Here is a 23,651-nt window from a genome sequence, read left to right as displayed (position 1 = left end):
AATTAGGTCAAGCCGCGGCCTTGGCGGCGCGCTTCTTGGCCTCGTGGGCGGCGGCCGCCTCGCGGACCCAGGCGTTCTTCTCCCAGGCCTCGCGGCGGGCGGTCATCCGCTCCCTGGCGACCGGGCCCTCGCCCTTCACCACGGCGTAGAATTCGTCCCAGTCGATCTCGCCGAAATCATAGCCGCCCTTGGCCTCGTTCCAGGCCAGCGCCGGGTCGGGCACGGTGAGGCCGAGATATTCCGCCTGCGGGACGGTGATGTCGACAAACTTCTGGCGAAGCTCGTCATTGGTCTCGCGCTTGATCCGCCAGCGCAGCGACTGGGCGGTGTTGGGCGAATTCTCGTCGGGCGGGCCGAACATCATCAGGCTCGGCCACCACCAGCGGTTGAAGGCGTCCTGCGCCATCCTCTTTTGCGCCGGGGTGCCGTTCGCGAGATGCATCATGATCTCGTAGCCCTGGCGCTGGTGGAAGCTTTCCTCCTTGCAGACGCGGACCATGGCGCGGGCATAGGGCCCGTAGCTGGTGCGCTGCAGCGGCACCTGATTCATGATCGCCGCGCCGTCCACGAGCCAGCCGATGGCACCGATATCGGCCCAGGTCAGGGTCGGATAGTTGAAGATGGTGCTGTACTTGGCTTTCCCCGAATGGAGCGCCTCGATCATCTCCTCGCGGCTCGTGCCGAGCGTCTCGGCGGCGCAATAGAGATAGAGACCGTGGCCCGCCTCGTCCTGCACCTTGGCGAGCAGGATCGCCTTGCGCCGAAGCGAAGGCGCGCGGGTGATCCAGTTGCCCTCGGGCAGCATGCCGACGATCTCGCTGTGGGCGTGCTGGCTGATCTGCCGGGTCAGCGTCTTGCGATAAGCTTCCGGCATCCAATCCTTGGGCTCGATGAACTCATCCGCGGCGACCCGCGCCTCGAATGCCTCGAGCAGGGCGGGATCCTCGGCGGTGGCGATCGGCTGGACCTTGGCACCGGGCTTGCTGAGATCGGTCGTGTACATGGGCCTTAGATAGCGATTGCAGGGCCTTGGTTCCAGCACGTCCTTTCGCCTAGAGCGCCCCGGTGCCCCTGCCCCGCGCCCGTGTCGTCACCCTGAACGCCGCCCTCGGCCCGCTCGACTATCGCGTGCCCGAGACGATGGCGGTCGAGCCGGGGAGCGTGGTGGTCGCGCCGCTCGGGCCCCGCCAGCTGATCGGGGTCGCCTGGGAAGCCGAGCGGCTGCCGACCGAGGAGGTCGGCGACAATCGCCTGCGCCCGCTGGCCGGCGTGATCGACGTGGCCCCGATCCGCGAGCCGCTTCGGCGGCTGTGCGAGTGGACCGCCGATTACTACCTCTCGCCGCTGGCCTCGGTGCTGCGGATGGTGCTGCCTTCCTCGTCCGCGCTCGAAGGCGCGCGCCAGCTGACCGAATATCGGCCGACCGGTCTGCGCCCCGACCGGCTCACCCCGCAGCGCCTCCAGGCGCTCGAACGGATCGAGGGGCGGCAGGGCACGATCCGCGAGCTCGCGGCCCATGCCGAGGTCAGCGACGCCGTGCTGCGCGGGCTCGCCAATGCGGGGGCGCTGGAGCGGGTGCAGGTGGAAGCCGACCAGCCCCTCGCCTGCCCCGATCCCGACCATGCCCCACCGATCCTCGGCGATGAGCAGCAGGAAGCGGCGGACAGCCTGATCGCGGCGATCGGCGGCGGGTTCGATCCCGTGCTGCTCGACGGGATCACTGGTTCGGGGAAGACCGAAGTCTATTTCGAGGCGGTGGCGGAGGCCGTCCGTCGGGGCCGGCAAGTGCTCGTCCTGCTGCCCGAGATCGCGCTGACGGAGCCCTTCCTCAAGCGCTTCGCGGCCAGGTTCGGCTGCCTTCCGACCGCCTGGCATTCGGACCTCCGCTCCTCGCAGCGGCGCCGCGCCTGGCGCGGGATCGCGAGCGGCGAGGCGAAGGTCGTGGTCGGCGCGCGCTCGGCATTGTTCCTGCCTTATGCCGACCTCGGCCTCATCGTCGTCGACGAGGCGCACGAGCCGAGCTTCAAACAGGAAGAAGGCGTCCAGTATCACGCGCGGGACGTGGCGGTGATGCGAGCCAAGTTCGAGGACATTCCCGTCGTCCTGTCGTCGGCGACCCCGGCGATCGAGACCCGCCACATGGTCGAGACCGGCCGATATCGCGAGCTTCGGCTGCGCGAGCGCCATGCCGGGGCTGAACTGCCCTCGCTGACCGCGCTCGACCTTACCGCCGACCCGCCGCCGCGCGGGCGCTGGATCGCGCCGCGGCTGGTGGCCGAACTCGAGGCCAATCTCGCGGCGGGCGAGCAGAGCCTGCTGTTCCTCAATCGGCGCGGCTTCGCCCCGCTGACCCTTTGCCGGACCTGCGGGCATCGCTTCCAGTGCCCCAATTGCACCGCCTGGATGGTCGAGCACCGGCTGCTGCACCGGCTCGCCTGCCATCATTGCGGCCATGTCATGCCGCCGCCCGCCGCCTGCCCCGAGTGCGGCGATGCCGACAGCCTGGTCGCCTGCGGGCCCGGGGTCGAACGGATCGCCGACGAGGTGGCGGCGCTGCTGCCCGAGGCGCGGACGGCGGTGGTCACCTCCGACACCATCTGGTCGCCGGCCCGCGCGGCGGAGTTCGTGGCGAGCATGGAAGCGGGCGAGATCGACATCGTGGTCGGGACCCAGCTCATCACCAAGGGCTATCATTTCCCCAACCTGACCCTGGTCGGGGTGATCGATGCCGACCTCGGGCTCGCCGGTGGCGACCTCCGGGCTGCCGAACGGACCTTCCAGCAGATCCAGCAGGTCGCCGGCCGCGCCGGGCGCGGCGACAAGCCGGGCCGGGTCTTCGTCCAGACCCATCAGCCCGAAGCCGAGGTGATCGCGGCGCTGACCAGCGGCGATTCGGATCGCTTCTTCGCGGCCGAGACCGAGGCCCGGCAGGACGCCGGAATGCCGCCCTTCGGCAGGCTCGCGGCGATCATCGTCAGTGCCGAGGATCGCGAGGAGGCCGACCAAGTCGCGCGGCGGATCGGCCGCAAGGCGCCCGAGGTCGAGGGCATGTCGGTCTATGGCCCTGCCCCGGCGCCGCTGGCGATGCTGCGCGGCCGCCATCGCTTCCGCCTTCTGGTCCATGCCCGGCGCTCGCTCGACGTGCAGGACGTCATCCGGGACTGGCTCGGACAGGTCGAATGGAGCGCGAAGGCCAGGGTCGCGGTCGACGTCGACCCCTACAGCTTCCTCTAGGCGGGCGTCCCGGCGGCAACGCCGCGCCGATCGCGCCAGTAGGGCCCGACGATGTGCCCGCGCCGGATTGCCCAGACGACGTAGGCGACCCCGGCAAGCGTGACGATCGTCACCGCGATGAGCGAGGCCTCGAGCCCGAAGGCGCCGCCCGACAAAAGGGGGTCGCCGCCAAGCTCGCCCTTGAACAGGCCGCGGGTGGTGAAGCCCGACACGGGCAGGCCGAAGATCCCGCCCTGCGTGACATTCCAGCCGGCATGAAGGCCGATCGCCAGCCACAGGTTGCGGGTCGCCATATAGGCCCCGCCGAGGAGCACCCCGGCCTCGAGCGCGATGGCGAGCGAGCTGACCAATGTCGCATTCGGGTTTGCGCCATGGGCAAGGCCGAACACGAGTGAACTGAGGGCCAGCGCGACCCAGGTCCCGCCAAGTTCCTCGAGGAAGCGGAACAGCACACCGCGCAGCAATATCTCCTCGACGACCCCGGGGACGAGGCCGGTGATCAGCAGGGCGAACAGGAATTCGGTCGCGCTGTCGGGCCCGGTGTAGCGGTAGATGCCAATGAGGCCCGCGACGAGCACCACAGCCGCGAACAGGCCAGCCCCGCCGACGAGCCCGATGCCGAGGTCGCGAACGCCGCTCCCGGTCCAGCGGAGGTCGTCTCGCTTGCGCATGCCGAGGTGGCGGATGACGAGCTTGTAGACGGCGACCGTGAGGAGGACCGAGAAGCCCGCCTTGAGGAGGGTCGAGAAGAGCGTGCCACGAAGCGGGATGACGGCATTGAACCAGCCGCCGAGCGCCCCTGCCCCCATGAGCAGCGCGACGGCGATGACCAGGGAGACGAGCGGAAAGTCGACGATCCTTCGCCACAGCGGCGGCTTCGCCTCGACCGGTACCGGCGCCTCGATGTTCATCCCCGCTCTCCCCCTTTGCTGTCGCCGAAGGAAAGCAGGAGGGCGCACGCCGTGCAAGGGCGGGGAAGTTCCGGCTCTCAGGTCAGGGGATCGGGCGCCCGTCGACGTTGCCCGTGGGACCGTAGCGGCAGGCGAGATAGGTCCAGCCGCGCCCGCTGCGGATCGCGCAGCCGACCCGCGTCGTCCGCGAGGAGATCATCTGCGTGTAGTGGCCGACGTCGGCCCAGCGCCCGGTGGTACTGACCTGCGGAAAGATGCCCGGCCGGAACCAGCGCCGCTCGTTGACCCAGGCGCCGACCATCGCCCGTACGGGATAAGCGCCGGCCGAGCCCATCCAGAGATTCTCGCCCTGGCCCGGGCGCCAGGACTTGGGGCTGTGCCCCCAGCGACCGGTCCGCGCCATTTCGGCGGCCCAGCGGTCGGCGCCGGCGGCAAGACCCATGTCCCATTCCAGCGGCGCGACCCGCCAGGCGGCCCGCTCGCGATTGTGGAGGGTAAGGATCTCGGCTTCCCACGACTGGGCGGCGGCGGGCGCGGCCGCGGCGGACAGAAGAAGCGGAACCATGAGACGCATGATCGCGCTTATCTGTGGTGGATAGGTTCGCGTGCGCTACTGCCGTTTACCGGCGTTATCGGTGAGACGACGGCCTTTGTCCGGTCTGGTGGCGCGCGGGCACGCCGTTAACTCGCACGGATGAGCATCCTCGTTCCCATCCTCGGCGACCAGCTGAGCCATGACCTCGCGTCGCTGCGCGGCTGCGACAAGGCCGCGACGGTCCTGCTCATGATGGAGGTGCAGGAAGAGACGACCTACGTCCGCCATCACAAGGCCAAGATCGTCCTCATCCTGTCGGCGATGCGGCATTTCGCCGACGAGCTTCGCGCCGATGGCTGGATGGTCGATTATGTCCGGCTCGACGATCCCGACAACAGCGGCTCGTTTACCGGCGAGGTCGGAAGGGCACACCAGCGACACGGCTGCAAGTCGATCCGGATCGTCGAGGCCGGCGAATATCGGGTGCAGCAGGAGATCGGCCGCTGGCAGGAGCGTTTCGGCTTGCCCGTCGAGGTCCTCGGCGACGACCGCTTCATCTGCCCCCTTCCCGACTTCTTCGCCTGGTCCGGATCGCGGCGCGAGCTGGTGATGGAGAGTTTCTATCGCCAGCAGCGCAAGCGCACCGGCCTCCTGATGGAGGAGGACGGGACGCCCGTCGGCGGGCAGTGGAATTACGACAAGGACAATCGCGCGCCCCCGCCAAAGGAGCGCCCGCTGCGCGAGCCGAAGCGCTTTGCGCCCGACTCGACCACGCTCGAGGTGATTGCGCTGGTCGAGCAGCATTTCGCCGGCCATTTCGGGACGCTCGACCATTTCGCCCTGCCCGTCACCGCGGCTGAGGCGCGCGACCTGCTCGCCGATTTCGTCGAGGAACGGCTGCCGCGATTCGGTACCTATCAGGATGCGATGCTGGAAGGGGCGGACTTCCTCTATCATTCGCGGCTGTCGACCAGCCTCAACTGCGGACTGCTGACCGCGATCGAGGTGTGCCGCGCGGCCGAGGCCGCCTATCGCCGCGGCATTGTCCCGCTCAACGCCGCGGAGGGCTTCATCCGCCAGATGATCGGCTGGCGCGAATATGTGCGCGGCATGTACTGGCTCGAGATGCCGACGCTGTCGGAGGCCAATTTCTTCGGCAATACGCGCGACCTGCCAGACTTCTACTGGACCGGCGAGACCGCCATGGCCTGCTGCGCCGACAGCGTCCGCAACACCCGCGACAATGCCTACGCGCACCATATCCAGCGGCTGATGGTGCTCGGCAATTTCGCGATGCTGGCCGGGATCGACCCGGCCCAGGTCGCCGACTGGTATCTCGTCGTTTATGCCGACGCTTACGAATGGGTCGAGCACCCCAACGTGCTCGGGATGAGCCAATATGCCGATGGCGGCAGGCTCGGGACCAAGCCCTATGCGGGCTCGGGCGCCTACATCAACCGGATGAGCAACTACTGCCGGGGCTGCCGCTACGACGTGAAGAAGAGGGTCGGCCCCGACGCCTGCCCGTTCAACGCGCTCTACTGGGACTTCATCGCCCGCAACGAGCGCAAGCTGCGGCAGAACCGGCGGATGTGGCAGCCCTATGCGACCTGGGACCGGTTTGGCGACGAGACCAAGGCGGAAATCCGGGAGCAGGCGCGCTCCTTCCTCGATTCGCTCGCGCCGGCCAGCCCCGGCTGGGCGCGCTGATCAGGCGGCGGCGACCTGCGGCCGGGCCCGCTCCACACCGAACAGGGGACGGTCCTCGCCCGCAAAGGCCTGGCGCACCGCGGCATCGGTGAGGCCATAATCCTCGAGCGCATAGGAATGGCCGCGATGCGCCTTGGCCCGCGCCATGTAGCGGCGCATCGCGGCGAGCACGGGAGCAGTGAGCGGGAGGCCGAGGAAGCGATAGCAGCGGTGCATCGCCCCCTCCCAGTCGGCGGTCATCTCGTCATAATGGAGGTCGAAGGCGGCAACCTGCGGGTGGGCCGAGCGGGCCGCGGCGACGAGGCGCTGGCGGCCGACCGTGCGGTCGAGCCATTCCTGTCCGATGGCATGGCGGTCGATCGCCTCGCTGTGGATCCGGCGCTGCTCGGTGACGAGGCTCGCGCTCGAAGCCACGACCTTGGCGGGATCGCGGCTGAGATGGATGACCGAAGCGTCGGGGAAGGTCGCCATCAGCGCCTCCGCCATGTCGCCATAGGCCGGGCATTTGAGCAGCCAGCGCCGCTCCCCCGCCCCGCCGCGGGCCCAGCTGTTGATCCGGAGAAGGCTGCGCAGTTCGTGGGCGACGGGCGACAAGTCACGCCCGCGCTCGACCGCGAGCAGGCCGGGCGTATTCCACTGGACGCTATATTGGGCGCTCGACAGCGACAGAGAGAGGTGGCCGAATTCCTCGTCAGGCCGAAGCGGTCCGGAGGGATGGATGCGCTGCACCGCGGGGTTGAGGCTGCGGAGCAGGCCGTGAACGGCGGCGGCGGCGGCGATCCGCCCGGCATTGCCGGTCGCGCCGGGGACCGGAAACAGGCTCTCGGCCATGCGGGTCCAGATCAGCCGCGGGTCGCAGGCGAGGAGTCGCTGCAGCCGGGTCGAGCCCGAGCGCATCGGCCCCATAATGATGATCGGCCGGGCAAAGGGCTCGCCGTGGATGGCGGGGTGGCGGGCGAGCAACCGATCGGCCCGGCAGCGTGCCTTGAGGATCCCGACCATCTGGCCGTTGGCGAGGATCCGGCCGAGCGGGCTCAGCCTGGCCGGTCCGGCAAGGTCTTCGCAGAGCGCCTCGAAGGCGGGCCGCCAGTGATCGCCCGCGACCCTTGCGATGCCGAGGCGGCGGGTGACGAACCGCTCAATCTCCGCAGGATCGAGCGACACGGGCGGGAGGTTGCGAAGGCCGCGATTGGACAGCCGGAGAAGGGGGTGATCGTCGGTCAAGGCAAGAGGGGCAACGATCCTTGTCCGGCCTTTGTTTCTGCGTCGAGCAGCGCCCGCTTGCGGTCGAGTCCCCCGGCATAGCCGCCGAGGCTTCCGTCGTTGCGGACTACGCGGTGACAGGGGACGATGATCGCCACCGGATTGCGGCCGTTGGCGCTCCCCACCGCGCGGGTCGCATTGGGGTCGCCCAGCGCGCGGGCGATGTCGAGATAGGAGCGGGTCTCGCCCGGCGGGATCTTGCGCAGCTCGGCCCAGACGCGCTGCTGGAAGGCGGTGCCGGGGACATCGACCGGGAGGTCAGCGGCGAGCGCGGGATCGTCGAGTGCGGCAAGTGTCGCGCGGATCAGCGGGGCCTCGGGATCCTCGATCAGCTCCGCATGGGGATAGTCGCCTCGCAGCCGCTCGGGCGTCGAATCGAAATTGACGTGGCAGAGGCCCTTGTCGGTCGCCGCGATCAGCATCGGGCCGAAGCGCGTTTCCACCGCGGCATAGCGAATGATCATCCCCTCTCCTCCCTTGCGGATGGCGGCTGGCGCGGCACCGAGGGCCGCGGCGTCAGCATAGAAGCGGCTCGGCCCCGAGTAACCGGCCTCGTAGATGGCGTCGGCGACCCGCTCGCCCCGCGTCAGGCTGCGCCGCGCCGTGTCGAGCCGGAGCGCGCGTCCGAAGGCGGCGGGCGACAGGCCGACGGCGCGGGTAAAGATGCGCTGAAGATGGGTCGGCGAATAGCCAGTGCGCTGGCCGAGCGTCTCGAGCGGGATCGGGCCTTGCGCTTCCTCGATCATCCGCCGGGCCGCGGCGACGGCCGCCTCGTCGGGTGCGACATGGTCGGGAAGGCAGCGCTTGCACGCGCGCAGACCTGCGCCACGCGCCGCCCCGGCCTCCGCGAAGAAGCGGACATTCTCGCGCTTGGGCCGGCGGGCGGCGCAGGAGGGCCGGCAGTAAATACCGGTGGTGGTGACGCCCACCAGGAAGCGGCCGTCGAAGGCACGGTCGCGCCGCTCGAACGCGGCCCAGGCTTCCTCTTCGTTCAGCATCACGCCCGCTCCACCGCCGCGGCGAAGCAGCCGCGGATCGCATTATGGGCATGGATGTAGGCGATGGCGGGATCGGCGAACAGGCGGCGGATGGCGGCATCGGCCTCGCCCGGGTGCGCCAGTTCGGCGGCCTTCATCATGTCGTCGCTGTCGAACGCGCGGAGCGAAAGGATGCGTCGGTCAAGCGCGGGCGGAACGGCATCCTCATGGAGCGCCGCCTCGTCCTCCTTGCCGACGAAGATCGCATGGCTGGCGGCATAGGGCCCGCGGGTGATGCTGGCGTGGTTGAGGAGCAGCACCTCCGTCCCGGGCTCGAGGTCGTCGAGCGCGATGCGGCAGGGAAAGCCCGGGCTCTCGCTCACCGTCATCCGGACGATTGCCCGGGCGGCGAGCGCCTGGTCGTCGAGCGCGAAGAGCGGGTGAAAGGGTGCGGGGTCGAGGCCCCTGATGCGATAGGTCATGGGACCTTCCTGCGCGCAAGTCGACGGCGATGCGTCCCGAAGCTTGCGGTCAAACCTTCACCTCGTCGCATGCGCTTTCCGGGGCTAACCGAAGGGCATGGGTTATTCGGTCCACCAGGGCGAATTGCACGCCCCCGACACAAAAGCACTGCTCGACCTCCATGTCGCGGCGATGCGGGCGCAGTCGCCCGAGGACTCCTGCCACGTCATGCCCGCCAGTGCGCTCGACCAGCCGATGATCAGCTTCTTCACCTTGCGGGATGGCGGCGCGCTGGTGGCGATGGGGGCGCTGAAGGCGCTTGGGAACGACGAGGGCGAGGTGAAGTCGATGCGGGTCCAGCCCGCCCGCCTCGGCCAGGGCGCCGGCCGGGCGATGCTCGAGGCGCTGGTGGCCGAGGCCCGGGCCCGCGGCTATCGTCGGCTCCTTCTCGAGACGGGCACGGGCGCCGATTTCACCGCCGCCAACGCCCTCTACGACCGCGCCGGCTTCCAGGACTGCGGGCCGTTCGGAGGCTATCCGCCGAGCAACTTCACCCGCTTCCTCGCGCTCGACCTGTGACTCGCCTTGCATCGCTTTTGCCCCCCTGCTAGGGGCGCGCCAACTCGGCAGGGGCGGGCGTTCGCAAGGTCGCTTATCGCCCCGCTTTGCATATCTTTGACGGAGCTTTGGGCGCGTGGAGACTTCCGGCGGCATTCGGGCCAGCTTAGCGGGACGCTATGCGTCTGCGCTGTTCGACCTCGCGCGTGACGAGCGGCAAATCGAGGCGGTCTCGACCAGCCTCGCGACGCTCAAGCAGGCGCTGAGCGAATCGGCCGATCTTCGCGCCGTCGTGACCTCGCCGATGGTCGGCCGCCAAGCCGCCGCGCAGGCACTCGCCGCCACCGCGGCCTCGCTCCAGCTCGACCCCACCACCACCAAGTTCATCGGCGTCGTGGCCCGCAACGGCCGCCTCCGCCAGCTCGAGCAGGTCATCCGCATCTTCGAGGGCCTCGCTGCCGAGCATCGCGGCGAGACCACCGCCGAGGTCGTCAGCGCCCGCCCGCTCGACGATGACCAGATCGCTGCGATCAAGGCGCAGCTCGGGACCCGCGTCGGCCGCGACATCCGCATCGACGCCAAGGTCGATCCCGCCATTCTCGGAGGCCTCGTCGTCCGGCTCGGAAGCCAGATGATCGACGCCTCGATCCGCACCAAACTCAACACCCTCGCCACGGCGATGAAAGGCTAAACGATGGACATCCGCGCCGCTGAAATCTCCCGCGTCATCCGCGACCAAATCGCGAATTTCGATGCCGACGCGCAGGTCTCCGAAGTTGGTCAGGTCCTGTCGGTCGGTGACGGCATCGCCCGCATCCACGGCCTCGACAACGTCCAGGCCGGCGAAATGGTCGAGTTCGACAACGGCGTGAAGGGCATGGCCCTCAACCTCGAGGCCGACAATGTCGGCGTCGTGATCTTCGGGTCGGACAGCGCCATCAAGGAAGGTTCGACCGCCAAGCGCACCGGCACCATCGTCGACGTTCCGGTCGGCAAGGGCCTCCTCGGCCGCGTCGTCGACGCGCTCGGCAACCCGATCGACGGCAAGGGCCCGATCGTCGCCGAGCAGCGCAGCCGCGTCGAAGTGAAGGCTCCGGGCATCATCCCGCGCAAGTCGGTCCACGAGCCGATGCAGACTGGCCTCAAGGCGCTCGACGCCCTCGTCCCGGTCGGCCGCGGCCAGCGCGAGCTGATCATCGGCGACCGCCAGACCGGCAAGACCGCCGTCGCGCTCGACACCTTCATCAACCAGAAGGCCGCCAACGCCGGCGACGACGAGAGCCAGAAGCTCTACTGCATCTATGTCGCGGTGGGCCAGAAGCGCTCGACCGTCGCCCAGATCGTCCGCGCGCTCGAAGAGAATGGCGCGATGGAATATTCCATCGTCGTCGCCGCGACCGCTTCGGAGCCGGCTCCGCTGCAGTTCCTCGCGCCCTACACCGGCTGCGCGATGGGCGAATATTTCCGCGACAACGGCATGCACGCCGTGATCGTCTATGACGACCTTTCCAAGCAGGCCGTCGCCTATCGCCAGATGTCGCTGCTGCTCCGCCGTCCGCCGGGCCGCGAAGCCTATCCGGGCGACGTCTTCTATCTTCACAGCCGGCTGCTCGAGCGCGCCGCCAAGATGAACGACGCCAACGGCAATGGCTCGCTGACCGCGCTTCCGGTCATCGAGACCCAGGCGGGCGACGTGTCGGCCTACATTCCGACTAACGTCATCTCGATCACCGACGGCCAGATCTTCCTCGAGACCGACCTGTTCTACCAGGGCGTCCGTCCGGCCATCAACGTCGGTCTCTCGGTCAGCCGCGTCGGCTCGGCCGCGCAGACCAAGGCGATGAAGAAGGTCGCCGGCTCGATCAAGCTCGAGCTCGCCCAGTATCGCGAAATGGCCGCCTTCGCGCAGTTCGGTTCGGACCTCGACGCCTCGACCCAGAAGCTGCTGGCCCGCGGTGCGCGCCTGACCGAGCTTCTGAAGCAGCCGCAGTATCAGCCGATGCCGGTCGAGGAGCAGGTGGTCGCGATCTTCGCCGGCACCCAGGGCTTCATCGACAGCGTGCCGACCTCGGACGTGACCCGCTACGAAGCGGCGCTGCTGAGCTACATGCGGTCGGACAAGCCCGAGATCCTCGCCAAGATCCGCGACACCAAGGCGCTCGACGACGAGACCGCCTCGGCGCTCAAGGCCGCGCTCGGCGAATTCGGCAAGCAGTTCGCTTGACCTGTGCCCCGGCTCCGGCCGGGGTCCAGTTGTTCTTTGTGAGGTTACTGGGCCCCGGCCTTCGCCGGGGAACAAGGAAACGGAATGGCATCGCTTAAAGCCCTCAAGATCCGCATCGGCTCGGTGAAGTCGACGCAGAAGATCACCAAGGCGATGAAGATGGTCGCCGCGGCGAAGCTTCGCCGTGCGCAGACCAATGCCGAGCAGGGCCGCCCCTATTCGCAGCGCCTGTCGGACGTGGTCGCAAGCCTCGCCAGCCGGATCACCGTCGGTCCGCAGTCGCCGAAGCTGATCGCCGGCACCGGCAGCGACCAGCGTCACCTGATCGTGGTCGCCGCCTCGGATCGCGGCCTTGCGGGTGCGTTCAACACCAACATCGTCCGCTCGGTCCGCCGCACCGCGGAGGAGCTGATCGCGCAGGGCAAGGACGTCCGCTTCTACATCGTCGGCCGCAAGAGCCGTCCGGTGCTGACGCGCTTCTTCGGCGCCGACCGGATTGTCGGCCAGTATGACACGTCGGAGATGAAGAACCCGACCTACGCCGACGCGCAGGCGATCGCCGCCGAGGTGACCCGCCGCTTCGAGGCCGGCGAATTCGACGTCGCCCACCTCGCTTATTCGAACTTCAAGTCGGTGCTGGCGCAGGAGCCGACGGTCGACCAGATCATTCCGGTCAAGCCGCGCGCCGCCAACGATGCCGGCGTCCCGGCGGCCTCGGCCGCGGTCGAATATGAGCCCGACGAGGAGGACATCCTCGCCGCGCTGCTGCCGCGCAACGTCGCGATCCAGATCTATCGCGCGCTGCTCGAGAACCAAGCCGGCTTCTACGGCAGCCAGATGACCGCGATGGACAATGCGACGCGCAATGCCGGCGACATGATCAATCGCCTCTCGATCCAGTACAACCGCCAGCGCCAGGCGGCGATCACGACCGAGCTGGTCGAGATCATCTCCGGCGCCGAAGCGCTCTAACGAACACGACAAGGCAAGGAAGACAGCCATGGCCACCGCCGCCGACACCATCAGCGCCCCGCAGGGCACCACGTCCAACCTCACCGGTCGCGTCGCGCAGGTGATCGGCGCCGTCGTCGACGTCGCGTTCGACGGCGAGCTGCCGCCGATCCTCTCGGCGCTCGAGACCGACAATAACGGCAACCGCCTCGTCCTCGAGGTCGCCCAGCACCTCGGCGAGAACATGGTCCGCACCATCGCGATGGACGCCACCGAGGGCCTGACCCGCGGCCAGACCGTCAGCGCCACCGGCTCGCAGATCCGCGTCCCCGTCGGTCCCAAGACCCTCGGCCGCATCATGAACGTCATCGGCGAGCCGATTGACGAGCGTGGCCCGATCGGCAGCGACCTGTCGGCCCCGATCCACGCCGAGGCCCCGCAGTTCGTCGACCAGTCGACCGAAGCCAGCATCCTCGTCACCGGCATCAAGGTCATCGACCTCCTCGCCCCCTACGCCAAGGGCGGCAAGATCGGCCTGTTCGGCGGCGCCGGCGTCGGCAAGACCGTGCTCATCCAGGAGCTGATCAACAACATCGCCAAGGGCCACGGCGGCGTGTCGGTGTTCGCCGGCGTCGGCGAGCGCACTCGCGAGGGTAACGACCTTTACCACGAGTTCCTCGAGGCGGGCGTCATCGCCAGCGACGCGGACGGCAACCCGACCAGCGAAGGGTCGAAGGTCGCGCTCGTGTTCGGCCAGATGAACGAGCCGCCGGGAGCCCGCGCCCGCGTCGCTCTCTCGGGTCTGACCCAGGCCGAATATTTCCGCGACGTTGAAGGCCAAGACGTGCTGTTCTTCGTCGACAACATCTTCCGCTTCACCCAGGCGGGTTCGGAAGTGTCGGCGCTGCTCGGCCGTATTCCGTCGGCCGTGGGCTACCAGCCGACCCTGTCGACCGACATGGGCGCGCTGCAGGAGCGCATCACCTCGACCAACAAGGGCTCGATCACCTCGGTGCAGGCGATCTACGTTCCCGCGGACGATCTTACCGATCCGGCCCCGGCCACGTCGTTCGCCCACCTCGACGCCACCACCACCCTGTCGCGCGCCATTTCGGAGCTGGGCATCTACCCGGCGGTCGACCCGCTCGACTCGGTCAGCCGCGTGCTGACCCCGGCGGTTGTCGGCCAGGAGCATTACGAGACTGCCCGCGCGGTCCAGGAAGTGCTGCAGAAGTACAAGAGCCTGCAGGACATCATCGCCATTCTCGGCATGGACGAGCTGTCGGAAGAGGATAAGCTCACCGTCAGCCGCGCCCGCAAGATCCAGCGCTTCCTGTCGCAGCCGTTCCACGTCGCCGAAGTGTTCACCGGCATTCCGGGCAAGTTCGTCCAGGTTGAAGACACCGTCCGCAGCTTCAAGGCTGTCGTGAACGGCGAATATGACCACCTGCCGGAAGCCGCCTTCTACATGGTCGGCGGGATCGAAGAGGCCGTTGCCAAGGCCGAGAAGATGGCTGCGGACGCCTAAATGGCCGCGCTCCACTTCACCTTGGTCACGCCCGAGAAGCAGGTCATGTCGAACGACGTCCACATGGTCGTCGTCCCGGGCGTCGAGGGCGAGTTCGGCGTGATGGCCGGGCATGCGCCCTTCATGACCACGCTCCGCGACGGGGCGCTGAGCATCTACCGCTCGGCCAATGCGACCCCCGAGACGATCAAGGTCTCTGGCGGTTTCGCCGAGGTCGGCGATGCCGGCCTCACCATCCTCGCCGAGAGCGCGGAAGCCTAAACCAACCATTGCGAAAGACTTGCTGGCGTCGGTCGATTGTTAAGATCGGCTGACGCCAGTTAGCATTTTGGCAAAGTTTGCATGTCATCAACCAACCGTAAGTTTCGCGACTATACGGGGTTGGTGAGGGCATGAACGCATTCGGGAAGCGCGGCGGGGGACGACCCAGCTTCGGCGTCGCCCGCCCGATGAAGGGTGGCCCTGCCGGAAGCGGCGGCGACCAGTTCCCGGCGATCGAGGAAGCGCCCGTCCCGGCCGAGGCCGAGGCGATGGAGCCCTCGGGCGCGCCGCTCGGCGCGATGGACCGCCTCAACAACCGCATGAACGGCAGCGCCGACGCTGGCTCGTCCAAGGCGGAAGGGTTCGAGGCCAGCGTTCACCGGATCAAGGAACAGGTGCTCCCGCGCCTGCTCGAGCGGGTCGATCCCGAGGCCGCGGCGACGCTCGGCAAGGACGAACTCGCCGAGGAATTCCGTCCGATCATCTCGGAGGTTCTGACCGAGCTCAAGATCAACCTCAACCGGCGCGAGCAGTTCGCGCTCGAGAAGGTGCTGGTCGACGAATTGCTCGGCCTCGGGCCGCTCGAGGAGCTGCTCGCCGACCCGGCGGTCAGCGACATCATGGTCAACGGCCCCGACCAGACCTTTATCGAAAAGAAGGGCAAGCTCCAGCTCGCCCAGATCCAGTTCCGCGACGAGGAGCATCTGTTCCAGATCGCCCAGCGGATCGTGAACAAGGTCGGCCGCCGCGTCGACCAGACCACCCCGCTCGCCGACGCACGCCTCCAGGACGGCAGCCGCGTCAACGTCATCATCCCGCCCCTGTCGCTCAAGGGCACCGCCATCTCCATCCGTAAGTTCTCGGAGAAGCCGATCACGCTCGACATGATGCGTGGCTTCGGCTCGATGAGCGAGAAGATGGCGACCGTGCTCAAGATCGCGGGCGCGGCGCGGATGAACATCATCATCTCGGGCGGTACCGGCTCGGGCAAGACGACGATGCTCAATGCTTTGTCGAAGATGATCGACCCGGGCGAGCGCGTCATCACCATCGAGGACGCGGCCGAACTTCGCCTGCAGCAGCCGCACTGGCTGCCGCTCGAAACGCGTCCGCCCAACCTCGAAGGCCAAGGCGCGATCACCATCCGCGATCTCGTCATCAACGCGCTGCGTATGCGTCCCGACCGGATCATCCTCGGCGAAATCCGTGGCCAGGAGTGTTTCGACCTTCTGGCCGCCATGAACACGGGTCACGACGGCTCGATGGCGACCCTCCACTCCAACTCCCCGCGCGAATGCCTCGCGCGTATGGAGAACATGGTGATGATGGGCGACATCAAGATCCCGAAGGAGGCGATCAGCCGCCAGATCGCGGATTCGGTCGACATCATCGTGCAGGTGAAGCGCCTCCGCGACGGCTCGCGCCGGACGACCAACATCACCGAGGTGATCGGGATGGAGGGCGAGGTCATCGTCACGCAGGAACTGTTCAAGTTCGAATATCTGGACGAGACCGCCGACGGGAAGATCATCGGCGAATATCGCTCGATGGGCCTGCGCCCCTACACGCTCGACAAGGCCAAGCAATTCGGCTTCGACCAGCCCTATCTCGAGGCGTGCCTCTAAGGATCACGAAGGCGACATAGTCGGTGGTGCCAGCCGCCCCTTCGTCCTGGCCGTTTATCCCCCTGAAACAATGGCTTCGCGAAGACCGCGAAGGCGACATGCCGTGACCTTTTGCCCGGGAGAGACGGGAAAGGCACGACATCTTGCCGGTAGAGTGAACCATATCGGTTCCTACATGGCAAGTCGCGCCCTTCCCTGTCGGTCGGTCAGCGCTCCATCCGGTAGACGAGGTTGAGGCTGACGCCGGTTTCGAGCTGGCCAGGGGCGACGATGCTGTCGCGTTCGGGGGCGGGCGGCGGCGGGGGCGGCGGAGCGGCGGCGTAGTTGACGCGGCTGGCGGTGACGACGACTTCGGTGCCGCGGTAGCTCGTCCCCTCCTCTACGGACAGGAGGGTCACGCGCGAGAAGCCCTGCGCACGGGCATATTCAAGCGCCTCGGCCTGGCCGCGGTCGAGCGCACGCTTGCGGGCTTCGGCACGCAGCGGAAGCGGATCGCTGATCGAGAAATTGGGGCCATAGACACTGTCCGCGCCGGCCGTCGTCAGCGTGTCGAGCAGGGCCGTGAGCCGCGGAATGTCGCGGGTCTTCAGCTGGATGCTGTTCGACGCGAGATAGCCGTTGAAGACCTGCCGCCCGCGACCCGTGGCGGGGTCGTTGACGTAATTATATTCGGGACTGAGCTGGATGCCCTGCGTCTGGATGTCGCGCTCGCGAAGGCCAGCGCGGCGCATGGTCGCGAGGAGCTTTTCAGTCTTTTCCTTGTTCGCCGCGGCGGCCGCGGTCGCGGTCATGGCGCGCGCCTGCGTGCCCACAGTGATGCTGGCTTCGTCGGGCGGGGTGCGCAGGCTCTCGGCGATCTGGAGCTTGACGAGCGGGGTCGTGGCCATCTCGGCGATGGTCGACTGGGGCAGCACCTGCGCGGAAGCCACCGCGGGAAGGCTGAGGAGGGTCAGGGCAACGAAGAGACGCATCGGCGATCCTTTCACGGGTCCGGATGGGTCAACGTCTAGGGCGCCGAACCGTTCTCCTTGCTTAACGAAATGGCGGAACAAGAAAGGTGACGCGGGCGTGAAAAGGGCTCCGGTTCGTGGTGAACCAGGGCCCCTCAATCATTTCACGGCAACTCACCCTCGAGGGGGAGCCACGTGAGCTAACGCTTTGGACGCTCAGGCGTCGTCTTCGCCGGGGCCGACCATCAGGGCGTCGCCAATCTCGTCCTTGCCGCGGCGGATGGCGGCTTCGATCTTTGCGGTGATCTCGGGATTTTCCTTGAGGTAGGTCTTGGAATTCTCCCGGCCCTGGCCGATCCGGATGCTGTCGTAGCTGAACCAGGCGCCCGACTTCTCGACCACCCCGGCCTTGACGCCGAGGTCGAGGATTTCGCCGATCTTGCTGACGCCTTCGCCATACATGATGTCGAATTCGACCTGCTTGAACGGCGGCGCGACCTTGTTCTTGACGACCTTCACGCGGGTGCTGTTGCCGACGATATCGTCGCGATCCTTGATCTGCCCGGTGCGGCGGATGTCGAGGCGGACGCTCGCGTAGAATTTGAGCGCGTTGCCGCCGGTGGTCGTCTCGGGATTGCCGTACATGACGCCGATCTTCATGCGCAGCTGGTTGATGAAGATCACCATGCAGCGCGAGCGGCTGATCGAGCCGGTCAGCTTGCGCAAGGACTGGCTCATCAGGCGGGCCTGGAGGCCGACGTGGCTGTCGCCCATCTCGCCCTCGATCTCGGCGCGGGGCACGAGCGCGGCGACCGAGTCCACCACCAGCACGTCGATCGCGTTGGAGCGGACGAGCGTATCGACGATCTCGAGTGCCTGCTCACCCGTGTCGGGCTGCGAGACGATCAGCTCGTCGATGTTGACGCCGAGCTTCTTGGCATAGGCCGGGTCGAGCGCATGTTCGGCATCGACGAAGGCCGCGGTGCCACCATTCTTCTGGGCTTCGGCAATGGTGTGGAGCGCGAGCGTGGTCTTGCCCGAGCTTTCCGGGCCGTAAATCTCGATCACGCGGCCGCGGGGTAAGCCGCCCACTCCAAGCGCGATGTCGAGCCCGAGGCTGCCGGTCGAGATGACCTCGACCTCCATCTTGGGCTTTTCGCCCAGCTTCATCGCCGAGCCCTTGCCGAAGGCGCGATCGATCTGCGCCAATGCGGCGTCGAGAGCCTTCTGCCTGTCCGTAGTCATACCATCCCCGCCCATACCGACGACTTTCAGCTGCGTTGCCATGCCCCTTGCTCCTTCTCGTGCCGGCGGCGGCGGATGCCTCCGTTCCGGACGCTATGTACATATTCCGTTCTCCCAGAACAAGAGGGGAACAGAAGCTGTCTCAAGGAGAGGCGCAGCAACAATGAGCCGAGCGCCGACAATCTAGCGCCCTGCCCTTCAAGTGCAATGATTAAGCGGGCTCGCCGTGCAGCAATTCCCGCAGCCACTTGTTGGGGAAACGACGATCCATCGTGACGGCGTGGAAGCTGGCGGCGATGCCGGGCATCCGCCCGACCTCGCAGAGCGTGCCGGCGGCGATTTCGTCGCGGACGACGATCGGCGGAAGGACGGCAATGCCGACGTCCTCGCGGGCCAGCAGGCGGAGCATCGCCATGTCCTCGACCTCGGCGGCGATCTGCGGGCGAAGGCCGAGCCGGTCCATCAGCGCGTCGAAGCCGGTGCGGATCTCGCTGTCGAGGGTGGGAAGGACGACCGGGCAATCCGCCAGCAGGCCGGCGACGTCGCGCGCCCGCCCGGCAAGGCGGGCCGGGGTCCCGAACAGGCTGACCGGCTGCTCGGCCAGACGGTGGGTGACGAAGCGGGTGAGCGCGTCGCTTGCGGGGGGGCGATTGACGAGGACCACGTCGAGGTTGAGCGTCTCGAGCGCGCGGAAGAGCTCGGCCGCGCTGCCCGAACGAAGCACGATCTCGATGTCGTTGCGGCCGAACAAGGGGCGGAGGAATTCCATCTGGAAGTTGCGCGAGAGGGTCGCGAGCGCCCCGACGCGCAGGGCCTGGCGGGTGGCGCCGGTCTGGCGGAGGGTACCGACCAGTTCGTCGCCAGCGGCGAAGATGGCGTCGGCATGATCGAGCGCGATCCGCCCGGCCTCGGTCAGGTGCAGCTGGCGGCCGCGGCGTTCGAACAGGGGCTGGCCGAGGCGCTCCTCGAGCTTGCGGATCTGGACCGACAAGGCGGATTGGGTGACGTTCAGCCGCTCGGCGGTGCGGGTGAGGTTGCCGTCATGCGCGACCGCCCAGAAGTAGCGCAGATGGTTGAAGTTGAGCGCAGCCATCGTTCTGTTTTAGAGAACGAGACGGTTAGAACAATGCATTTTTGCTGATGACGTTGGCGGGGTAGGCAAGGTTCGTCCCGCGATGGAGCCTGCCTTGACCTCTTCCCTCCTCCCCTTCGCCGCGCCGGCCCTGCTGCTACTCGCCGCCTTCCTCGGCTTTGCCCGGCCCGGGATCCGCCCCGGTGCGGTTCCGGCGATTGCCGAGGCGGCGGCGCTGGGCGCGCTGGCGGTCGCGCTCGGAACGCTGGCGCTGCTGGTGAGCGGCGGACCCGCGACGAGCGCGCTGGTCGGAGGCGCGGGGCTCGGCCTCGCTGTGCGGATCGATCCGGTGAGCGTGACCATGCTGCTGCTGGTCTCGTTCATCGGCTGGGTCGTGGTGCGGTACAGCCGGACCTATCTCGACGGCGAGGTGCGGCAGGGCTGGTTCACGGGCTGGCTGTGCAGCGCGATCGCCGCTGTGATGCTGCTGGTGACGGCGGGGAACCTCGTCCAGCTTGCCGGCGCCTGGATCGCGACCAGCTACTGCATTCACCGGCTGCTGCTCTTCTATCCCGGCCGGGTCGAGGCGCAGCGGGCGGCGCGCAAGAAAAGGCTCTTCTCGCTCCTGGGCGGGGTCGCGCTGGTCGGCGCGGCAGCGCTGCTATGGGCGGCGACGGGAAGCGGCGACATCGGCGCGATCAACGCGGCGGCGCGGGCGGACGGGCTCGGCGGTGCGGGCGTCGGCGCGGCGGGACTGCTGGCGATGGCGGCGCTCCTCAAGTCGGCACAATTCCCGACCCACGGCTGGCTGACCGAAGTGATGGAGGCGCCGACGCCGGTCTCGGCCCTGCTCCATGCCGGGGTCATCAATGCCGGGGGTTTCCTGCTGATCCGCTTCGCCGACGTCATGCTGGGGGCGCCGGGCGTGCTTGCCCTGCTGGTGATGGTCGGCGGGTTCACCGCTTTGTTCGGGGCGCTGGTGATGCTGACCCAGCCGGCGGCGAAGACCTCGCTCGCCTGGTCGACGGTCGCGCAGATGGGCTTCATGATCCTTCAGTGCGGGCTGGCGCTCTTCCCGCTCGCGCTGCTGCACATCGTCGCCCACTCGCTCTACAAGGCGCACGCCTTTCTCGCCTCGGGCGGGGCGGTCGAGCAGGTGGCGGCGATCCGGCGCCCCGGGCCGGTGGCGGTGCCGAGCGGGACGGCGGTCGGGCGGGCCTTCCTCGTCGCGATCGGTATCTATGCGGCGGTGGGCATGATGTTCGGGGCCGTGGTCGGCTTCGAACACAAGTCGCCGCAGGCGCTGACGCTGGGCGCGATCCTGGTGTTCGGGGTGGCCTATCTGATCGCGCAAGGGTTCGCCGACGCGGCGCCGCGCGCGCTGACGCGGATCACCGCCGGTTATGCGGCGGCGGCGACCCTTGGCTATTTCGCGCTGCAGACGGCAGCCGAATGGCTGACCCGCGGGACGCTTCCGCCTACGCCCCTCCCCGGCCCGCTCGAATGGGCGCTGCTCGTCCTCGCGGTGCTGAGCTTCGGGCTGGTCGCGATCGCGCAGGCGCTGTTCCCCTTGTGGGCGACGCATCCGGCCGCGGCGGGGCTGCGGGTTCATCTTTCGAACGGCCTTTACGTCAACGCGCTGGTCGACCGGTTGCTCGGCAACTGGACGGCGCGGCGGGCGGGCTGAGCGACGATCCATTTCCCAAAGGATGACTGCGATGACGACGTCCGATCGAGATCAGATCCTCGCCGCCGCCGAGCGCGCAGGAGAGCATGTCCCGCCGCTGTGGCCGCTTGCGGCGAGCGTGGCGGTCAATCCCTTCCTCGGCCAGGCCGGCGAGCCGCTGGCGATGGCCTCGGCGCGGTGGCAGCGAGCGGCGAGCACGGCGGTGGTGATGCCCCGCGCGTGGTTCGCGGAGCGGCTGGCGGAGGGTCTGATCGAGGAGGAGGATCTTGCCGGCGCGGTGCAGGCGGCGGGAAGCGCGCTGACCCCTTCCGACCTCAGGCAAGCGGCATCCCTGCCGCGCACGACCGTCACCGCGCCCGCGACGGTGGCCGAGCTTGCGGCCGAGGCGAGCGGGATCGACTGGCCGGGGCTAGTGCGGAACCGGATCGGCCATTGGGCGGCCGGCTATTTCGACGAGGGCCAGGCGCTGTGGCCGGTCCGGCGGGGCGAGACGGCCTATGCCGGGTGGCGGCTGACCGCGCTCCACGACCTCACGCCCGAGATCGCCGGGCTCGAGGGCTTTGCCGATCATGTGGCGAGAATGCCGGTGACGGGCGGCGAGGCCCTGGTCGCGGCCGCGACGGCGCTCGGCCTCTCCAGGGATGCGCTCGACGGCTATTTGCTGCGGCTGCTTGCCGATCTCGGCGGCTGGGCGCAGGTGGCGCGCTATCGGGGCTGGCAGGCCGGGCTCGAGGGCAGGAGCGACGAGACGCTGCGCGACCTCCTCGCCATCGCGTTGGTGTGGGAAGCGGCCCTGCTCGACTGCTATCGCGCGGCGGTCGGCGGCGACTGGGTAGCAGCGGTCGCGGCGCATGGCGCGCCGATCGGGCCGAGCAGCGACGACGCGATCGACGCCATGCTCCAGGAGGCGAGCGAACGGGCTGCGCAGCGGCGGCTGTTTGCGACCCTCGACCAGCCGGGCGCGAAGACCGGAAGCGACCGGCCCCGGCTCCAGGCGGCCTTCTGCATCGACGTTCGATCCGAAGTCTTCCGGCGTGCGCTGGAAAGCGTCGATCCGGCGATCCAGACGCTCGGCTTTGCCGGCTTCTTCGGGCTCGGCACGGCGCATCGGCGCTTTGCCAGCGACGTGGTGGAGCGGCGGCTCCCGGTACTGCTCAACCCAGGTCTCCAGTCTGTCGCCGAAGGGACGTCGGGACCGGCCCGGATCGCCGCCCGGGCCAGGCGCGCATGGGGACGGTTCAAGCTGGCCGCCGTGTCCTCCTTCGCGTTCGTCGAGGCGGCCGGGCCGATCTACCTTGCCAAGCTGGTCCGCGAGGCGCTCGGCCGCGTGACGGCGAAGGAGCCCGATCCCGCACCGGCCTTCACCCCGCCCCTCCCCACCGACACGGCGGTCGCAACGGCCGAGACGATCCTTCGCGCCATGTCGCTGACCCGCGACTTCGCGCCGCTGGTGCTGATTGCGGGGCATGGCGCGAACACGGTCAACAACCCCCATGCGAGCGCGCTCCATTGCGGGGCGTGCGGCGGCTATTCGGGCGAGGTGAATGCGCGGCTGCTGGCCAGCCTGCTCAACCGGGCCGACGTTCGCACCGGCCTTGCCGCGCGGGACATCATGGTGCCGGACGACACCCTCTTTCTGGCGGCGCTGCACGATACGACGACCGACGCCGTGACCCTGTTCACGGGCGACCAGCCGGCCGGCAATCATGACGCGTCGATCCGCGAAGCGGAAGGCTGGCTGGCGCAGGCGCGGCGGCTGGCGGCGACCGAGCGGGCGCTTCGCCTGCCCCGCGCCAGCGATGCCGGGGACGTCGCCGCCCGGGCACGCAACTGGGCCGAGCTCCGGCCCGAATGGGCGCTGGCGGGCTGCCAGGCGTTCATTGCCGCGCCGCGCGCCAGCACCGCCGGGCGCGACCTTGGCGGACGCGCCTTCCTCCATGATTATCGCTGGCAGGCGGACGAGGGTTTCCGGATCCTCGAACTCATCCTGACCGCGCCGGTGGTCGTCGCGAGCTGGATCAGCCTTCAATATTATGGCTCGACCGTCGCGCCCGCGTTGTTCGGGGCAGGCAACAAGTTGCTGCACAATGTCATCGGCGGGCTTGGCGTGGTCGAAGGCAATGGCGGACTGCTGCGCGGCGGGCTGCCGCTCCAGTCGGTCAGCGACGGCGAGCGGCTCATCCACGAGCCGCTGCGGCTATCGGTGATCGTGGCGGCGCCGCGCGAGGCCATCAGCGACATCCTTGCCCGGCACGAGGGCGTTCGGGCGCTGTTCGACAATGGCTGGCTGCATCTGTTCGCGCTTGGCGAGGACGGAAGTCGGCATCGCTATTCGGGCGCACTGCGCTGGGAGGCGGAACGGAGCGAAGAGGAACGGGCGCTGGTCGCGGCGTGACGGTCACGTGGCGGTGATTGCCAGACTCGGGCGGCGAACGTAGACTGAGGCGATGATCGGCTG

20 protein-coding genes are annotated in these 23,651 nt (G+C 68.3%); 11 read left to right on the top strand and 9 right to left on the bottom strand.

Annotated features, from left to right (window positions below; genetic code table 11):
* Window positions 1–7 precede the first annotated feature (7 nt).
* Window positions 8–1,003: a 1,2-phenylacetyl-CoA epoxidase subunit PaaA gene (gene paaA / locus AC4GYU_RS08340; RefSeq protein WP_491086421.1), complete on the bottom strand. Its 996-nt coding sequence runs from the start codon at window positions 1,001–1,003 to the stop codon at window positions 8–10.
* Between the two features lie 68 nt (window positions 1,004–1,071).
* Between paaA and AC4GYU_RS08335 the strand changes: the two genes are divergently transcribed.
* A complete protein-coding gene (locus AC4GYU_RS08335; protein WP_491086905.1) occupies window positions 1,072–3,234 on the top strand; it encodes a primosomal protein N' in 2,163 nt (720 codons plus the stop codon).
* On the opposite strand, the gene AC4GYU_RS08330 is transcribed toward AC4GYU_RS08335, so the two are convergent.
* Together AC4GYU_RS08330 and AC4GYU_RS08325 are read right to left on the bottom strand one after the other, a co-directional pair.
* A complete protein-coding gene (locus AC4GYU_RS08330) occupies window positions 3,231–4,145 on the bottom strand; it encodes a CPBP family intramembrane glutamic endopeptidase (RefSeq protein WP_491086420.1) in 915 nt (304 codons plus the stop codon). The genes AC4GYU_RS08335 and AC4GYU_RS08330 overlap by 4 nt on opposite strands.
* A gap of 82 nt (window positions 4,146–4,227) precedes the next feature.
* Window positions 4,228–4,710 carry a CAP domain-containing protein gene (locus AC4GYU_RS08325; protein ID WP_491086419.1) on the bottom strand — a complete coding sequence of 161 codons (483 nt, stop codon included), beginning with the start codon at window positions 4,708–4,710 and terminating at the stop codon, window positions 4,228–4,230.
* 129 nt (window positions 4,711–4,839) lie between these two features.
* On the opposite strand from AC4GYU_RS08325, the gene AC4GYU_RS08320 reads away from it, so the two are divergent.
* The gene (locus AC4GYU_RS08320; protein ID WP_491086418.1) at window positions 4,840–6,390 is read left to right on the top strand and encodes a cryptochrome/photolyase family protein; all 1,551 of its coding nucleotides are present in this window, start codon (window positions 4,840–4,842) and stop codon (window positions 6,388–6,390) included.
* On the opposite strand, the gene AC4GYU_RS08315 is transcribed toward AC4GYU_RS08320, so the two are convergent.
* Genes AC4GYU_RS08315 through AC4GYU_RS08305 form a run of 3 tightly spaced genes read right to left on the bottom strand, consistent with a single transcriptional unit; the run spans window position 6,391 to window position 9,112 of the window.
* Entirely contained in the window at window positions 6,391–7,614 is a 1,224-nt protein-coding gene (locus AC4GYU_RS08315; RefSeq protein WP_491086417.1) for a sulfotransferase family protein, read from the bottom strand. It lies immediately after the preceding gene.
* Complete coding sequence (locus tag AC4GYU_RS08310) at window positions 7,611–8,651, bottom strand: bifunctional transcriptional activator/DNA repair enzyme AdaA (RefSeq protein WP_491086416.1); 1,041 nt, start codon at window positions 8,649–8,651, stop codon at window positions 7,611–7,613. The genes AC4GYU_RS08315 and AC4GYU_RS08310 overlap by 4 nt, the downstream gene beginning before the upstream one ends.
* On the bottom strand, window positions 8,651–9,112 hold the full coding sequence (locus tag AC4GYU_RS08305; RefSeq protein WP_491086415.1) for a DUF1203 domain-containing protein: 462 nt from the start codon (window positions 9,110–9,112) through the stop codon (window positions 8,651–8,653). Before AC4GYU_RS08305 ends, AC4GYU_RS08310 begins: the two co-directional genes overlap by 1 nt.
* A gap of 97 nt (window positions 9,113–9,209) precedes the next feature.
* Between AC4GYU_RS08305 and AC4GYU_RS08300 the strand changes: the two genes are divergently transcribed.
* The 7 genes from AC4GYU_RS08300 to AC4GYU_RS08270 all read left to right on the top strand — a co-directional run bounded on the left by AC4GYU_RS08300 (window position 9,210) and on the right by AC4GYU_RS08270 (window position 16,239).
* Window positions 9,210–9,671, top strand: coding sequence for a GNAT family N-acetyltransferase (locus tag AC4GYU_RS08300; RefSeq protein ID WP_491086414.1), 462 nt, complete (start codon window positions 9,210–9,212; stop codon window positions 9,669–9,671).
* A 115-nt stretch (window positions 9,672–9,786) separates the two neighbouring features.
* Window positions 9,787–10,341, top strand: coding sequence for a F0F1 ATP synthase subunit delta (locus tag AC4GYU_RS08295; protein ID WP_491086413.1), 555 nt, complete (start codon window positions 9,787–9,789; stop codon window positions 10,339–10,341).
* Window positions 10,342–10,344: 3 nt separating this feature from the next.
* Window positions 10,345–11,874, top strand: a complete 1,530-nt coding sequence (atpA, locus tag AC4GYU_RS08290) for a F0F1 ATP synthase subunit alpha (protein ID WP_491086412.1) — start codon at window positions 10,345–10,347, stop codon at window positions 11,872–11,874.
* 84 nt (window positions 11,875–11,958) lie between these two features.
* Window positions 11,959–12,846 (top strand): F0F1 ATP synthase subunit gamma, encoded by an 888-nt coding sequence (locus AC4GYU_RS08285; RefSeq protein ID WP_491086411.1) that lies wholly within the window; start codon window positions 11,959–11,961, stop codon window positions 12,844–12,846.
* A gap of 28 nt (window positions 12,847–12,874) precedes the next feature.
* A complete protein-coding gene (atpD, locus tag AC4GYU_RS08280) occupies window positions 12,875–14,353 on the top strand; it encodes a F0F1 ATP synthase subunit beta (RefSeq protein ID WP_491086410.1) in 1,479 nt (492 codons plus the stop codon).
* The gene (locus tag AC4GYU_RS08275; RefSeq protein ID WP_491086409.1) at window positions 14,354–14,614 is read left to right on the top strand and encodes an ATP synthase F1 subunit epsilon; all 261 of its coding nucleotides are present in this window, start codon (window positions 14,354–14,356) and stop codon (window positions 14,612–14,614) included.
* A gap of 131 nt (window positions 14,615–14,745) precedes the next feature.
* The gene (locus AC4GYU_RS08270; protein WP_491086408.1) at window positions 14,746–16,239 is read left to right on the top strand and encodes a TadA family conjugal transfer-associated ATPase; all 1,494 of its coding nucleotides are present in this window, start codon (window positions 14,746–14,748) and stop codon (window positions 16,237–16,239) included.
* 206 nt (window positions 16,240–16,445) lie between these two features.
* Here the strand turns inward: AC4GYU_RS08270 and AC4GYU_RS08265 are convergent, their stop codons facing one another.
* The 3 genes from AC4GYU_RS08265 to AC4GYU_RS08255 all read right to left on the bottom strand — a co-directional run bounded on the left by AC4GYU_RS08265 (window position 16,446) and on the right by AC4GYU_RS08255 (window position 19,527).
* Window positions 16,446–17,210: an SIMPL domain-containing protein gene (locus AC4GYU_RS08265; RefSeq protein ID WP_491086407.1), complete on the bottom strand. Its 765-nt coding sequence runs from the start codon at window positions 17,208–17,210 to the stop codon at window positions 16,446–16,448.
* Between the two features lie 195 nt (window positions 17,211–17,405).
* Window positions 17,406–18,476 carry a recombinase RecA gene (recA, locus tag AC4GYU_RS08260; protein ID WP_491086406.1) on the bottom strand — a complete coding sequence of 357 codons (1,071 nt, stop codon included), beginning with the start codon at window positions 18,474–18,476 and terminating at the stop codon, window positions 17,406–17,408.
* A 169-nt stretch (window positions 18,477–18,645) separates the two neighbouring features.
* The gene (locus tag AC4GYU_RS08255) at window positions 18,646–19,527 is read right to left on the bottom strand and encodes a LysR family transcriptional regulator (protein ID WP_491086405.1); all 882 of its coding nucleotides are present in this window, start codon (window positions 19,525–19,527) and stop codon (window positions 18,646–18,648) included.
* 94 nt (window positions 19,528–19,621) lie between these two features.
* Here AC4GYU_RS08255 and AC4GYU_RS08250 point away from each other — a divergent pair, with 94 nt between their 5' ends.
* Both AC4GYU_RS08250 and AC4GYU_RS08245 read left to right on the top strand, forming a co-directional pair.
* On the top strand, window positions 19,622–21,193 hold the full coding sequence (locus AC4GYU_RS08250; protein WP_491086404.1) for a proton-conducting transporter transmembrane domain-containing protein: 1,572 nt from the start codon (window positions 19,622–19,624) through the stop codon (window positions 21,191–21,193).
* Window positions 21,194–21,224: 31 nt separating this feature from the next.
* Complete coding sequence (locus AC4GYU_RS08245; protein WP_491086403.1) at window positions 21,225–23,588, top strand: YbcC family protein; 2,364 nt, start codon at window positions 21,225–21,227, stop codon at window positions 23,586–23,588.
* The last annotated feature ends 63 nt before the right edge of the window (window positions 23,589–23,651 follow it).

The organism is Sphingomonas sp. SP2, from assembly GCF_058313385.1.
This window is presented reverse-complemented; position numbering and strand designations above follow the sequence as displayed.